This window comes from Stenotrophomonas sp. PI_27 (genome assembly GCF_027854495.1).
Lineage (GTDB): Bacteria > Pseudomonadota > Gammaproteobacteria > Xanthomonadales > Xanthomonadaceae > Stenotrophomonas > Stenotrophomonas pavanii.
In genome coordinates this window covers 315,623-330,052 of sequence record NZ_JAJNOF010000003.1, presented here as the reverse complement: position 1 = coordinate 330,052, position 14,430 = coordinate 315,623, and the positions used below count along the sequence as shown (strand labels likewise).

General features: G+C 66.7%; 13 protein-coding genes and 1 riboswitch. Of the genes, 7 read left to right on the top strand and 6 right to left on the bottom strand.

Annotated elements, in window-relative coordinates; translation table 11 throughout:
- Positions 1-29: 29 nt before the first annotated feature.
- The 5 genes from LRM18_RS05600 to LRM18_RS05580 all read left to right on the top strand — a co-directional run bounded on the left by LRM18_RS05600 (position 30) and on the right by LRM18_RS05580 (position 5,250).
- Positions 30-1,085 (top strand): bifunctional nicotinamide-nucleotide adenylyltransferase/Nudix hydroxylase, encoded by a 1,056-nt coding sequence (locus LRM18_RS05600; protein WP_154583090.1) that lies wholly within the window; start codon positions 30-32, stop codon positions 1,083-1,085.
- A 64-nt stretch (positions 1,086-1,149) separates the two neighbouring features.
- Positions 1,150-2,559: a nicotinate phosphoribosyltransferase gene (locus tag LRM18_RS05595; protein ID WP_270952213.1), complete on the top strand. Its 1,410-nt coding sequence runs from the start codon at positions 1,150-1,152 to the stop codon at positions 2,557-2,559.
- 78 nt (positions 2,560-2,637) lie between these two features.
- A riboswitch (cobalamin riboswitch) is annotated at positions 2,638-2,866 on the top strand.
- Between the two features lie 138 nt (positions 2,867-3,004).
- Positions 3,005-3,676, top strand: a complete 672-nt coding sequence (locus tag LRM18_RS05590; protein WP_049415804.1) for an epoxyqueuosine reductase QueH — start codon at positions 3,005-3,007, stop codon at positions 3,674-3,676.
- 55 nt (positions 3,677-3,731) lie between these two features.
- Entirely contained in the window at positions 3,732-4,358 is a 627-nt protein-coding gene (pncA, locus tag LRM18_RS05585; RefSeq protein WP_270952209.1) for a bifunctional nicotinamidase/pyrazinamidase, read from the top strand.
- Positions 4,359-4,518: 160 nt separating this feature from the next.
- Entirely contained in the window at positions 4,519-5,250 is a 732-nt protein-coding gene (locus LRM18_RS05580; protein WP_270952207.1) for an NYN domain-containing protein, read from the top strand.
- On the opposite strand, the gene purU is transcribed toward LRM18_RS05580, so the two are convergent.
- Positions 5,247-6,098, bottom strand: a complete 852-nt coding sequence (purU, locus tag LRM18_RS05575; RefSeq protein WP_270952438.1) for a formyltetrahydrofolate deformylase — start codon at positions 6,096-6,098, stop codon at positions 5,247-5,249. The genes LRM18_RS05580 and purU overlap by 4 nt on opposite strands.
- A gap of 114 nt (positions 6,099-6,212) precedes the next feature.
- Between purU and LRM18_RS05570 the strand changes: the two genes are divergently transcribed.
- Positions 6,213-7,124 (top strand): LysR family transcriptional regulator, encoded by a 912-nt coding sequence (locus tag LRM18_RS05570; protein ID WP_270952205.1) that lies wholly within the window; start codon positions 6,213-6,215, stop codon positions 7,122-7,124.
- A gap of 3 nt (positions 7,125-7,127) precedes the next feature.
- On the opposite strand, the gene LRM18_RS05565 is transcribed toward LRM18_RS05570, so the two are convergent.
- The 3 genes from LRM18_RS05565 to LRM18_RS05555 all read right to left on the bottom strand — a co-directional run bounded on the left by LRM18_RS05565 (position 7,128) and on the right by LRM18_RS05555 (position 9,623).
- The gene (locus LRM18_RS05565; protein ID WP_270952204.1) at positions 7,128-8,228 is read right to left on the bottom strand and encodes an NADH:flavin oxidoreductase/NADH oxidase; all 1,101 of its coding nucleotides are present in this window, start codon (positions 8,226-8,228) and stop codon (positions 7,128-7,130) included.
- A 121-nt stretch (positions 8,229-8,349) separates the two neighbouring features.
- On the bottom strand, positions 8,350-9,165 hold the full coding sequence (locus LRM18_RS05560; protein WP_197639355.1) for an NAD-dependent protein deacetylase: 816 nt from the start codon (positions 9,163-9,165) through the stop codon (positions 8,350-8,352).
- A 56-nt stretch (positions 9,166-9,221) separates the two neighbouring features.
- Entirely contained in the window at positions 9,222-9,623 is a 402-nt protein-coding gene (locus LRM18_RS05555; protein WP_004153688.1) for an acyl-CoA thioesterase, read from the bottom strand.
- Positions 9,624-9,713: 90 nt separating this feature from the next.
- Here LRM18_RS05555 and LRM18_RS05550 point away from each other — a divergent pair, with 90 nt between their 5' ends.
- Positions 9,714-10,349, top strand: coding sequence for a LysE family translocator (locus LRM18_RS05550; RefSeq protein ID WP_270952195.1), 636 nt, complete (start codon positions 9,714-9,716; stop codon positions 10,347-10,349).
- A gap of 132 nt (positions 10,350-10,481) precedes the next feature.
- On the opposite strand, the gene LRM18_RS05545 is transcribed toward LRM18_RS05550, so the two are convergent.
- Together LRM18_RS05545 and LRM18_RS05540 are read right to left on the bottom strand one after the other, a co-directional pair.
- A complete protein-coding gene (locus tag LRM18_RS05545; RefSeq protein WP_014035600.1) occupies positions 10,482-11,501 on the bottom strand; it encodes a ribonucleotide-diphosphate reductase subunit beta in 1,020 nt (339 codons plus the stop codon).
- Positions 11,502-11,619: 118 nt separating this feature from the next.
- Positions 11,620-14,022 carry a ribonucleoside-diphosphate reductase subunit alpha gene (locus LRM18_RS05540; RefSeq protein WP_057494534.1) on the bottom strand — a complete coding sequence of 801 codons (2,403 nt, stop codon included), beginning with the start codon at positions 14,020-14,022 and terminating at the stop codon, positions 11,620-11,622.
- Positions 14,023-14,430 lie beyond the last annotated feature (408 nt).

The window sequence follows — 14,430 nt, the reverse complement described above, 5'->3', positions numbered from 1 at the left end:
GACCCGCGGCTGCCACAACGACATGAGGGATTCTCATGGAATTCGACTATCTCGTCTTCATCGGGCGATTCGAGCCCTTCCACAACGGCCACGCCGCCGTTGCCCGCCTGGCCCTGAGCCGGGCCCGCAAGCTGATCTTCCTGGTCGGCTCTGCCGATACCCCCCGCAGCCTCCGCAATCCCTGGACCGTGGCCGAACGTGCCGTGATGATCCAGGCGGCCCTCGACGGCCACGGCGACCGCCTGCTGATCCGCCCGCTGCGTGACCACCTGTACAACGAAGCACAGTGGATCGCCAACGTGCAGCGCCAGGTGGCTGACGCCCTGCGCAACGACGGCGCCGCCGCCGATGCCAGAGTCGGCCTGATCGGCATGGACAAGGATGCGTCCAGCTACTACCTGCGCGAGTTCCCGCAGTGGCCGCTGGTGGACGTGCAGCACACCGCCACGCTGTCGGCCACCGAACTGCGGCGTTACCTGTTCGAGGCCGGCGACGTGGACTTCCACGGTGCATTGCTGATGCTGCGTGGCAATGTGCCGGCGCCGGTGTTCGACATGCTCGAAGCGTTCCGCAAGAGCGCGCCGGCCTATGCCCAGCTGGTGGCCGAGTACCGCTTCATCGAACAGTACAAGGCCGCCTGGAAGGATGCGCCCTACGCGCCGACCTTCGTCACCACCGATGCGGTGGTGGTGCATTCGGGCCACGTGCTGCTGGTGCGCCGCCGCTCGGAACCCGGCAAGGGGCTGTGGGCATTGCCCGGCGGTTTCGTCGGCCAGGAACAGAGCCTGCTCGACAGCTGCCTGCGCGAACTGCGCGAGGAAACCCGGCTGAAGATCCCGCTGCCGGTGCTGAAGGGGTCACTGAAGGGCCAGCAGGTCTTCGACCACCCCGACCGCAGCCAGCGCGGCCGCACCATCACCCACGGTTTCCACTTCGAATTCCCCGCCGGCGAACTGCCGCCGGTGCGCGGCGGCGATGACGCCGACAAGGCGCGCTGGGTACCGGTGAGTGAAGCCCTGGACATGGGCCCGCAGCTGTTCGAAGACCACCTGCACATCCTGGAGTATTTCCTCGGCCGCGGCTGACAGGCCCGGCCTCCCCACCGGCGGATAGACCGCCGGTGCCACCCGACGCGAAGGAGCTTCCGTCATGCACTACCTCGATAATCTTCTCCTCAACACCGACAGCTACAAGGCCAGCCATTGGCTGCAGTACCCCCCGGGTACCGATGCCACGTTCTTCTACGTCGAATCGCGTGGCGGCCTGCACGATCGCACGGTGTTCTTCGGCCTGCAGGCGATCCTCAAGGACGCGCTGGCGCGGCCGGTCACCCACGACGACATCGACGACGCTGCTGCGGTGTTCGCCGCGCATGGCGAACCGTTCAACGAGACCGGCTGGCGCGATATCGTCGACCGGCTTGGCGGCCACCTGCCGGTACGCATCCGTGCCGTGCCCGAGGGTTGCGTGGTGCCCACCCATCAGGCACTGATGACGATCGAGTCGACCGATCCGGCCGCGTTCTGGGTGCCGTCGTACCTGGAAACGCTGCTGCTGCGCGTGTGGTATCCGGTCACCGTGGCCACCATCAGCTGGCACGCACGGCAGACGATTGCCGCGTTCCTGCAGCAGACCAGCGACGATCCGCAGGGGCAGCTGCCGTTCAAGCTGCACGACTTCGGCGCGCGCGGTGTATCGAGCCTGGAATCGGCCGCGCTGGGCGGTGCCGCGCACCTGGTCAACTTCCTCGGCACCGATACCGTATCGGCCCTGTGCCTGGCCCGCGCGCACTATCACGCGCCGATGGCCGGCTATTCGATTCCCGCCGCCGAGCACAGCACCATCACCAGCTGGGGCCGCGAGCGTGAAGTGGACGCCTACCGCAACATGCTGCGTCAGTTCGGCAAGCCCGGTGCGATCGTGGCGGTCGTGTCGGACAGCTATGACATCTACCGCGCGATCAGCGAGCACTGGGGTACCACCCTGCGCGATGCAGTGATCGCCTCGGGCGCCACCCTGGTCATCCGGCCCGACTCGGGCGACCCGGTGGAGGTGGTGGCCGAAAGCCTGCGCCGGCTGGATGAAGCGTTCGGCCACGTGATCAACGGCAAGGGCTATCGCGTGCTCAACCACGTGCGGGTGATCCAGGGCGATGGCATCAACCCCGACACGATCCGCGCCATCCTGCAGCGCATCACGGGCGACGGTTACGCGGCCGACAACGTGGCCTTCGGCATGGGCGGCGCCCTGCTGCAGCGACTGGACCGCGACACGCAGAAGTTCGCGCTGAAGTGCTCGGCGGCACGGGTCGACGGTGAGTGGGTCGATGTATACAAGGATCCGGTCACCGATGCCGGCAAGACCAGCAAGCGTGGCCGCATGCGCCTGCTGCGCCGCCTGGATGACGGTAGCCTGCATACGGTGCCACTGCCGGCCAACGGCGACGACACCCTGCCGGTCGGCTTCGAGGACGCGATGGTGACCGTGTGGGAGAACGGGCGCCTGCTGCACGACCAGCGGCTGGACGACATCCGGGCCCGGGCGGCGGCGGGATGCTGAAGGCGTTTGCGGGGGTCAGGGCCCGGTGCGGGTCAACGAGGATCCGACCCCGGGCTTGACCCCTGCGGCCAACAGGTCCACCTTGCACACGCCGAAGGTATCCCTGCCGTGTCTGGATGGTGGCAGGGATTTAAACGGGAATCCGGTGAAGGCGCCTGGCGCGCCCATTCCGGAGCTGCCCCGCAGCGGTGAATGGAAACGAATCCTGCCAACAGCACTGGGCTCACGCCTGGGAAGCGGCAGGGAGTAGGTGGGCTGCGGCCCGTGTCCATCAGCCCGAATACCGGCCCCGGCCGGGGGACACGACCGTCCCCTGATTCGACCTGGACTCTCCGCGGGGAGGGTGCCGGGGCCGTCGCCGTCCTGCGCGCGCAGGCGGTGTGGCCGCGCGCGTCCTGTTCACGGTATCCGGCCAGCCCGCTTCCACGCCCTGACGCACCCGACGATGACCGAGTTCCAACGCCCCACCCTGACCCTGCCCGCCGACGGCAAGCGCCTGCTGCTGCATTCATGCTGCGCGCCCTGTTCCGGCGAAGTGATGGAAGCGATCACCGCCTCCGGGATCGACTACGCGATCTTCTTCTACAACCCGAACATCCACCCGGTGAAGGAGTACGAGCTGCGCAAGCAGGAGAATATCCGCTTCGCCGAGCAGCACGGCATTCCGTTCATCGATTGCGACTACGACACCGACAACTGGTTCAGCCGCGCACGCGGCATGGAGAACGAACCCGAGCGCGGCATCCGCTGCACGATGTGCTTCGACATGCGTTTCGAACGCACCGCGCTGTACGCGCACGAACACGGCTACGACACCATCAGTTCGTCGCTGGGCATCTCGCGCTGGAAGAACATGGCGCAGATCAACGACTGCGGCATTCGCGCCGCCTCGCGCTATGAAGGCCTGCAGTACTGGGACTACAACTGGCGCAAGGGCGGCGGTGCCAGCCGCATGATCGAGATCAGCAAGCGCGAGCAGTTCTACCAGCAGGAGTACTGTGGCTGCGTGTACTCGCTGCGCGATGCCAACCGCCACCGCCGCGAGAACGGCCGCGAGCGCATCAGGATCGGCCTGCTGTACTACGGACAGGACGCTGGGACGCCGCAGGGCGATTGACGTGTGCGCATGGGGCGGCCACGCTGGTCGCCCCTTCTGTTGTACCGGAACTGCCATGACCGCCCTGCCCGCCGATGTCGCCCTGCTGGTGATCGACCTGCAGCCGGACTTCATGCCCGGGGGCGCCCTGGCCTGCGACCAGGGCGATGCGCTGGTGGCCCCCATTGCCGGACTGTTGGCGCAACGCCGCTACCGCACGGTGGTGGCGACCCAGGACTGGCACCCGGCCGACCATGCCTCGTTCGCCAGCCAGCACCCGGGCCAGCGTCCGTTCGAGACCATCCTGCTGCATGCGCAGCCGCAGACCCTGTGGCCCGACCACTGCGTGCAGGGCAGCGCCGGTGCCGCCCTGCATCCGGGCGTGGACTGGACTGCGGCCGACCTGATCCTGCGCAAGGGCACGCGCCAACAGGTGGATTCGTACAGCGCTTTCCGCGAGAACCACGGCCCCGAGGGCGGGCGCCCGGCCACCGGCCTGGCCGGCTGGCTGCATGAGCGGCGCATCCGCGAAGTGCACGTGTGCGGCCTGGCCCGCGATTACTGCGTGCTGTGGAGCGCGCAGGACGCGGTGAAGTCCGGCTTCCGGGTGAAGTTCCTGTGGGACCTGACCCGGCCGGTGACCGAGGCCAACGACGCGATGGTGCGCGAGGCGCTGGGCAAGGCGGGAATCGCGATCGCCTGACCCACAACGGTAGTGCCGGCCGCTGGCCGGCTACCTGCGGATGTCGCCTCTGCCGCTTGCAGGGGCCCGGCCAAGGGCAACACAATGAGCCATCCAGCCCTCCAATTACGCCCCCCTACAGATCGCGGGACGGCCGAACCGGGGGCTTTTCATTGGATGAATGCAGGAAGGCAAGGGTATGCCAACGGCGATTCTCATCGATGGTGGTTACTTCGTTAAGCGGTTCCGCCGTATCGAACCTCACAACGCCAACAACGCCGAACGTGCCGCGGAAGTAGCCCATCGGTGGGCACTCGCGCACCTGACCTCCTCAGGTTGTCAGCGACGGCAACTCTATCGGATCTTCTTCTACGACTGTCCGCCCCTGCAGAAGCGAATGCACAACCCGATCTCGGGCACCTGCATCAACTATGCGCGCTCACCCGAGGCGCTCTTCAGAATCGATCTGCACGAAACCCTGAAACAGAAACGCAAAGTGGCACTGCGCCTTGGTCACCTCGCGGATTCCAGTTCGTGGACAACCGATTCCCGAACGCTCGATGCACTTCTGAAAGGCAAGCGCTCATTCTCCACGCTCCTGCCCGAGGATCTGCACCCGGAAGTCAGACAGAAGGGCGTGGATATGCGCATCGGCCTGGACATCTCCTCGCTTTCCCTCAAACGACAAGTCCGTCAGATTGTTCTGGTCGCTGGTGATGCCGACTTCATCCCCGCTGCCAAGCTCGCGCGACGCGAAGGCGTGGACTTTGTCCTGGACCCCATGTGGTCTCCGATACCCCAAGGCCTTCTGGAGCATATCGACGGTGTTCGCTCCACCTGCCCCAGGCCTGCGAACAGGAAGGAAGGGAAGGCAGTGATCGAACATGCGATGGTGGGTGCAACCCGACCCTAGCGGAACACCACCGTGCGGTGCCCGTTGAGCAGGATGCGGTGCTCCACATGGCGGCGCACGGCACGCGCCAGCACCAGCGATTCGGTATCACTGCCCAGCCGCACCAGCTCGCGCGGCGCCATCGCGTGGTCCACCCGGGCCACGTCCTGTTCGATGATCGGGCCTTCGTCCAGATCCTCGGTCACGTAGTGCGCGGTGGCACCGATGATCTTGACCCCGCGCGCGTGTGCCTGGTGGTAGGGCTGCGCGCCCTTGAAGCTGGGCAGGAAGCTGTGGTGGATGTTGATCGCACGGCCGGCCAGCGCGCGGCACAGCGTGGGTGACAGGATCTGCATGTAGCGCGCCAGCACCACCAGGTCGATGCGCTCGCGCTCGACCAGATCGATGATCTGCTGCTCCTGCACCGCGCGCGTATCGGCGGTCACCGGCAGGTGGTGGAACGGCACCTGGTAGGAGCCGGCCAATGGCGCGAAGTCGGCGTGGTTGGACGCCACCGCCGCGATGTCGACCTTCAGCTGGCCGCTGTGGGCGCGGAACAGCAGGTCGTTGAGGCAATGCCCCTGTTTGCTGACCAGCACCAGCAGGCGTGCGCGGCGGCGGCCATCGTGCAGCTGCCAGTCCATGCCGAAGTCCTGGGCGAGCGTGGCCATCGCGGCGTGCACGGTCTCCAGCGGCAGGCCAGCGTCACGGTCGAAATGCACGCGCAGGAAGAAGCGGCCGCTTTCCTCGTCGCCGAACTGCTGGGCGTCAAGGATGTTGCAGCCGTGGTCGAACAGCAGGCCGGACACGCGATAGACGATGCCGGTACGGTCGGGGCAGGACAGGGTGAGGATGGAATCGGGGCGCATCGCCACAGTGTAGGGCAGCATCCTGCCCAGCGGCGGGATGATCGCCGATGCAGCCGAACCGATGGGTTCAGTCCCAAGCGATACTTGGCCTCCATCGTGGCAAGCTGGTTGGTCATGAACCTGTTGCAACTGATCCGCAGCTTCACCCGCACCGCAGAGACCGGCAGCATTGCCGCCGCGGCCCGCATCCTTGGCATCAGTGCCACCGCAGTCGGGCAGAACATCAACCGGCTGGAGGCGCATCTGGGCGTACGGCTGCTGAACCGCAGCACGCGCCAGCTGGCGCTCAGCGAAGCCGGGGCGCTGTACCTGGCGCAGGTGCGCCACATCGAGGCCGACCTGGCGCGCGCGCAGGCGATGGTCACCTCCGGCGACATCGAACCGGCTGGGCCGCTGCGCATCGCCTGCAGCAGTGCGTTCGGCCGCCATGTGCTGGCGCCGTTGCTGCCTTCGCTGCAGCAGCGCTACCCGCAACTGCAGCTGGAGCTGCGCCTGACCGACCGCGCCGTGCAGCATGGCCCGGAAGCGGTGGATGCCAGCATACGCATCGGGGCCCAGCTGGAGGACGGGGTGGTCGCGCGGCAGCTGGCGCGTGTTCCGTTCGTGTTCTGCGCCTCGCCGGCCTACCTGAAGGGCCATGGCACGCCGCAGGAACCCGCTGAACTGGGTCGCCATCGCGGGCTGCTGCACCGCTTTCCCACCGATGGCCGGCCATTGCGCTGGGGCCTGCTGAAGGACGGCCAGCGTGTGGACGCTGCGCTGCCGCCCAGCATGGTCTGCGATGACATCGATGCGCTGGCGTCGCTGGCGGTGGCCGGTGCCGGCATCACCCGGCTGGCCGCGTTCGTGGCCGAGCCGTACCTGCGCGATGGCCGCCTGCAGGCAGTGTTCGGCGCCGACAGCGCGTGGCGGCCGGAACCGATGGACGTCTATTTCTGCGTCAGCGACCGCCGCGACTTCACCGCCAAGATCCGCGCGCTGTTCGAACACCTGCGGGCCGGCATGGCGCCGGCCTGGCGGGTGTGAGCCTCAGCGCGCCTTGAACACGCCGCGTGCCTCGCGCGGCTCGCAGCGCATGTACTGCGGCGCCGCGTCCACGCTGTCACGCAGGGCAGCGGCGGCATGCCACGGCCAGCGCGGGTCGTAGAGAATGCCGCGCGCCAGCGCCACGGCATCGGCGTGGCGATGGCGCAGGATCGATTCAGCCTGCTCGGGCTCGGTGATCATGCCCACCGCGATGACCGGCATGCGCACCTTTGCCTTGATCGCCGCCGCGAACGGCACCTGGTAACCGGGGCCGACGGTGATCTTCTGGCGCTCGTCCAGGCCGCCGCTGGAGACATGCAGGACGTTGCAGCCGCGCGCGTCCAGCACCTGGGCCAGTGCTTCGCTCTGCACCAGGTCCCAGCCACCCTCGACCCAGTCGCTGGCGGAAATGCGCACGCCCACCGCGACCTTGTCCGACACCGCCGCGCGTACCGCGTCGAACACTTCCACCAGCAGGCGCAGGCGGTTCGGCAGCGAGCCGCCATAACCGTCGGTACGGTGGTTGCTCAACGGCGACAGGAACTGGTGCAGCAGGTAACCGTGCGCGGCATGCAGCTCGATCAGCTCGAAGCCCAGGCGCTCGGCACGCACCGCACTGGCGGCGAAGGCGGCGATCACTTCGGCAATGCCCGCCTCGTCCAGTGCCTGCGGCGCCGCATCGGCGGCGTGGAACGGCAGCGGCGACGGCGCCACGGTGGCCCAGCCACGCGCATCATCGGCCGCCAGCTGGCCACCGCCGTCCCAGGGGCGGGCGGTGGATGCCTTGCGGCCGGCATGGCCCAGCTGGATGCCCAGCGGCATCGGCGACCAGCGGCGGACGCTGGCCAGTACCTGTGCCAACGCGGCCTCGGTGCCGTCGTCCCACAGCCCCAGGTCGGCCCAGCTGATGCGGCCGCGCGGTTCGACCGCGGTGGCTTCCAGGATCAGCAGGCCGGCGCCGGACTGCGCCAGGTTGCCCAGGTGCATGGCGTGCCAGTCACTGGCGCGGCCGTCTTCGGCGGAGTACTGGCACATCGGCGCGATGACGATGCGGTTGGACAGGGTCAGGGGGCCGAACGAGATCGGCGAGAACAGCTGGCTCAAGACAGGAATGCACGACGTAGGGGATGCGTATTGCACCGCTGCGTGGCTCCCGGATCAACCATCTGGATGGATCGCTGTTTCGCGGGGACGGGTTGTCGGTAGAGTCGACTGACAGTCGACTCTACCCAGCCGGTGGCTCGATAACCGACGCCAGCGCCTCGGCGCAGTCCCGCTCGTCCTTGAACTGCAGCAGGTCGTCGGCACGGGTGCGGCCACGATTCACGGCGGCCACCGGCAGTCCGGCCCTGGCGGCCGCCTGCACGAAGCGGAACCCGGAGTAGACCATCAGCGACGAGCCCACCACCAGCACGGCGTCGGCCTGCTGCAGGTGATCGTGCACTGCCGCCACGCGGTCGCGTGGCACGTTCTCGCCGAAGAACACCACATCCGGCTTCAGCAGGCCGCCGCAGTACGCGCAATCGGGTACAACGAAGCCGGAGAAATCAGCCTCCAGGTCGGCATCGCCGTCCGGCGCGATGCCGGCCTCCAGCGTGTCCCAGCCGGGGTTGGCGTCCAGCAGGCGCTGCTGGAACGCCCCGCGATCGCTGCGCCGCTCGCAGCCCATGCAGCGCACCTGATCCAGGCGCCCATGCAGGTCGATCACCGTGTGGCTGCCGGCACGCTGGTGCAGGCCATCCACGTTCTGGGTGAGCAGCAGCTGCAGTTTGCCGCGGCGCTCCAGCGCGGCCAGGGCGTGGTGGGTGCCGTTGGGCCGGGCCAGGCCGAAGCGCGGCCAGCCCAGCAGGCTGCGCGCCCAGTAGCGCTGGCGGGTGGCCACCTCGCCCATGAAGGCCTGGTAGGTCACCGGCGGGGTGCGCTTCCACTGGCCGTCGGTGTCGCGGTAATCGGGGATGCCCGAGGCGGTGCTGCACCCGGCGCCGGTCAGCACGAACAGGCGCTGGGCGCGGTCGATGAAGTCGGTCAGCGGCGAGGTCATGGCTGCCAGATGGGGGCGCCGCGGCGCCCCTGCAAGCGCCGGTTCAGCCGGCGTGCTCAGGCGGCCGGCAGCGGCGGTACCGCGATCGGGTGGCCTTCCTCGTCCAGTGCGATCATCACGAAGTGGCCGCGGGTGCACAGCTTGCGCTCGCCGCTGTGCAGGTCTTCGGCGACCAGTTCCACCTCCACCTTCATCGAGCTGCGGCCGACCTCGACGATGCGGCCGATGGTTTCCACCATCTGGCCGATGCGGATCGGCAGCTTGAAGTCGACCTGGTCGCTGCGCGCGGTCACCACGGTACGGCGCGAATAGCGGGCGGCGGCCAGGAACGCGGCCTTGTCCATCCATGCCAATGCCTGGCCACCGAACAGGGTGCCGAGATGGTTGGTGTGGTTGGGGAAGACGATTTCAGCCATGCGCACTTCGGTGGGCGGCACGGTCTCGGGGATCGGGGTCATGGGGGTGCTTCGGTGTGGGGTGCGGCAATTTTAAGCCAGGCCCCGTGCAGGCAGCGCTACACTGCGCCACGCCCACCGCCAGGACCGCCCATGCCCGCCACTTCCGACCTGCTGGCCTTCGCGCTGGTTTCCCTGGCCATGGTGCTGACGCCCGGGCCGAACATGATCTACGTCATCTCGCGCTCGATCTGCCAGGGGCCGATGGCTGGCCTGATCTCGTTGGGCGGGGTGGCGCAGGGCTTCGTGTTCTACATGCTGTGCGCGGCACTGGGCATCACTGCCCTGCTGATGACCGTGCCGTTTGCCTACGACGCGCTGCGCATCGGTGGCGCGCTGTACCTGCTGTACCTGGCGTGGCAGGCGCTCAGGCCCGGCGGCCGTTCGCCGTTCGCGGTGCGCGAGCTGCCGCAGGACAGCCCGCGCAGACTGTTCACGATGGGCTTCCTGACCAATCTGCTGAACCCGAAAGTGGCGGTGATGTACCTGTCGCTGCTGCCGCAGTTCCTGCATCCGGACAGCGAAGGCAGCGTGCTGCTGCAGTCGATCGTGCTGGGCTCCACCCAGATCCTGGTCAGCGTCAGCGTGAACGGCATCATCGCGCTGACCGCCGGCAGCATCGCCGGCTTCCTGGCCGCGCGCCCCACCTGGCAGACGGTGCAGCGCTGGCTGATGGGCACGGTGCTGGCCGGGCTGGCGGTACGCATGGCGGTGGAAGGGCGGCGCTAGCCGCGCCTTGTAGCGTCGAGCCATGCTCGACTGCTGTCAGCGAAGACCAATCGAGCATGGCTCAACGCCACAGAAACGAAAAACCCCGGCATTGGCCGGGGTTTCTCGTTGCGACAGGCCTGACCGGTCCTATCAGAAGTTCATGTCGAAGGCGACTTCGCCCTGCACGCCGACCTGGTAGGCCGAGACGCGGCGTTCGAAGAAGTTGGTCAGTTCCTGCACGTCCTGCAGTTCCATGAACGGCAGCGGGTTGCGCACGTTGTACTTCTTTTCCATGCCCAGCTTGGCGAAGTGCTGGTCGGCGCAGTGCTGCAGGTACTGGCGCATGTCGCGGGTCGAGATGCCGGCCACGCCGCCGGACAGCACGTCCTCGGCGAACTGCACCTCGCACTCGATGGCTTCGGCCAGCATGTCGTAGACCTGCTGCTTCATCTCGTCATCGAACAGGTCCGGCTCTTCCTCACGCACGACGCGCACCGACTCGAACGCGAACTCCATGTGCGCGCTCTCGTCGCGGAACACCCAGTTGGTGCCCGAAGCCAGGCCCGGCAGCAGGCCGCGCGAACGGAAGTAGTACACGTAGGCGAAGGCAGCGAAGAAGAACAGGCCTTCGATGCAGGCGGCGAAGCAGATCTGGTTGAGCAGGAACTGGCGACGCTGCGCGCGGGTCTCGATGCGGGTCAGGTCCTGGATCGAGTCGATCCACTTGAAGCAGAAATCGGCCTTCTTCTTGATCGAGTCGATGTTCTCCACCGCCGAGAACGCCTTGGCGCGCTCTTCCGGATCCGGCAGGTAGTTGTCGAGCAGGGTCAGGTAGAACTGCACGTGCAGTGCTTCTTCATACAGCTGGCGCGACAGGTACATGCGCGCTTCGGGCGCATTCAAGTGCTGGTACAGGTTCAGCACCAGGTTGTTGGACACGATCGAATCGCCGGTGGCGAAGAACGCGACCAGGCGGTGGATCAGGTGGCGCTCACCCGGCGACATCTTGCTGTGCAGGTCGGTGATGTCGATCTGGAAGTTGATCTCTTCCACCGTCCAGGTGTTCTTGATCGCGTTCCGGTACATGTCATAGAACTGCGGGTAGCGCATCGGGCGCAGGGTCAGTTCAAAACCGGGATCGAGCAGCATCTGCTTGGGCTTGTCGGCCATGGGTGTTTCCTTGAATTCCTGGGTGAGCCACCGGGCATGGCCCGGTGCTACCGTGGGTGATGATCGTTGGCCGGGGTTGCCGGCCAGCGGCCGGCACTACCGCGCGGCGGTGCCGCTGTTACTGGCAGGCCTCGCAGGCTTCCGGGTTTTCCAGCGAGCAGGCGATGGCTTCGTCCGGGCTGAACACCTTGGCCGGGGCCGCCGCGCTCACCGTGGTCTTGGCGATCTTGGTGGCCGGACGCGAACGCAGGTAGTAGGTGGTCTTGATGCCCTGCTTCCAGGCGTACATGTACATGGAGGACATCGCGCCGATGTTCGGGCTTTCCATGAACAGGTTGAGCGAGGCCGACTGGTCGATGAAGGCGCCACGCTCGGCGGCCATGTCGATCAGCGAACGCATCGGCAGTTCCCACGCGGTGCGATAGACCTCGCGCAGCGCTTCCGGGATCTGCGGGAGACCGGCGATGGAACCCTCGGCCAGCTTGATGGCATCGCGCATTTCCGGCGTCCACAGGCCCAGCTTCTTCAGCTCGTTGACCAGGTAACGGTTGACCTGCAGGAAGTCACCGGACAGGGTCTCGCGCTTGAACAGGTTGGACACCTGCGGCTCGACGCACTCGTAGCAGCCGGCGATCGAGGCGATGGTCGCGGTCGGCGCGATCGCGATCATCAGCGAGTTGCGCAGGCCGTGTTCCTTGATGCGCTCACGCAGGGCATCCCAGCGCGCGGTGTCTTCCGGCACCACGTTCCAGGCGTCGAACTGCAGTTCGCCGCTGGCGGCACGGGTGTCGTTGAACGACGGGTGCTTGCCGCGTTCCTGGGCCAGCTCGCAGGAGGTTTCCAGCGCATGGAAGTAGATCGCTTCGGCAATCTTCTTCGACAGGGCGCGGGCCTCGGCGCTGTCGAACGGCAGGCGCTTGCGGAAGAACACGTCCTGCAGGCCCATGCAGCCCAGGCCGACCGGACGCCAGCGCAGGTTGGCGCGGCGGGCGGTCTCGATCGGGTAGAAGTTCAGGTCGATGACACGGTCGAGCTGGCGCACGGCCAGGCGCACGGTCTCGGCCAGCTTCTCGAAGTCGAACTCGTTGTGCTCGTCGAAGTGGTTGCCCAGGTTGATCGAACCCAGGTTGCACACCGCGGTTTCATCGTTGGAGGTGACCTCCAGGATTTCCGTGCACAGGTTGGACAGGTGGATCACGTTGCCCGGACGCAGGGTCTGGTTGCTGGCGCGGTTGCACTTGTCCTTGAAGGTCATCCAGCCGTTGCCGGTCTCGGCCAGGGTACGCATCATGCGGGCATACAGCTTGCGCGCGGAGATGGTGCGGTTGGCCTTGCCCTGCGCTTCGGCCTGCAGGTAGGCCTGCTCGAAGGCTTCGCCGAACAGGTCGGTGAACTCCGGCACGACGCGCGGATCGAACAGCGACCATTCCTGGTCGGCCTCGACGCGCTTCATGAACAGGTCCGGCACCCAGTTGGCCAGGTTCAGGTTGTGCGCACGGCGGGCTTCGTCACCGGTGTTGTCACGCAGTTCGAGGAAGTCCTCGATGTCGGCGTGCCAGGTTTCCAGGTACACGCAGGCCGCGCCCTTGCGCTTGCCGCCCTGGTTCACCGCGGCCACCGACGAATCCATGGTCTTCAGCCACGGCACGATGCCGTTGGAGTGGCCGTTGGTCGACTTGATCAGCGAGCCACGCGAACGCACGCGGGTGTAGCTGACGCCGATGCCGCCGGAGAACTTCGACAGCTGGGCGATGTCGCCGTACTTGGCATAGATCGACTCCAGCGAGTCCTGCGGCGAGTCCAGCAGGAAGCACGAGGACAGCTGCTCGTGGGTGGTGCCGGAGTTGAACAGGGTCGGGCTGGACGGCAGGTAGTCCAGATTGCCCATGCGCTTGTACAGCGCCAGGGTCTCGGACACGTCCTCGCTCAGCGCACTGGCGATGCGCAGGAAGAACTGCTGCGGGGTCTCGATCACCTTGCGGGTGTGCGGGTGGCGCAGCAGGTAACGGTCGTACAGGGTACGCAGGCCGAAGTAATCGAAGTTCAGGTCCAGCGCGCCGTCGATGGCGTCGTTGAGCTTGCGTGCATTGGTCTGCACGAAGTTCAGCAGGCGGTCGTTGATCAGGCCGACTTCATGGCCACGGCTGACCGACTGCGAGAAGGCGTAGATTTCCTGGCCCGAGACTTCCTTGGCGATGTAGTTGGCCAGCAGCCGCGCGGCAAGGCGGCCGTACTCGGGCTCTTCACCGATCAGCAGGGCGGCGGTGCGGATGGACAGCTCGTCCAGCTCGCGGGTGGTGGCGCCGTTGTACAGGCCGGAAATGGTGCGGGTGGCCACGCGCATCGGATCGACGGCGTGCAGGCCTTCAGAGGAACGCTGCACCGCACGCACGATCTTGTTCAGGTCCACCAGTTCGGTGGTCCCATTGCGCTTGGTCACACTCATCGCGTTGGCCGTCGGCGGCGACGTCAACAGGAATTCGCTTTCCTTCTCGATGGTGGCGCTGGATTCGGTGCTCACGGCGTGTGTCCTCTTGGCGTGATTGGGGGTGCTCGATGCATCGGGTGACGCGGCCCGGGACATGACAGCCCAGGGTGACAGGACGGCGTCGCAGGGAATGAGACCTGCGCCGGCCACTGCCGTTGACGATCGCGGAGGGGTACTGGGGCCACCCCCTGGAATTGGGGTTGCTGCGACCGACGGCCACAAGATAGTGGGGGTAATGGGGTCCGTCAACGCCAAATGTAGTGAAATTCGGCAATCCCTTGCGCCGCAAGGATCGTGCCATCGGCGCCTGGATCGGACGCTTCAGACCTGCCGGAACGGGCTGCGCAGTCAAGCCCGAAAGGCGTCATTGCGGTGGCACAACGCACCGCGAAAACGGAACAATGACAGCTTCACATGACAGTGATGAAACTGGCTAGGGAC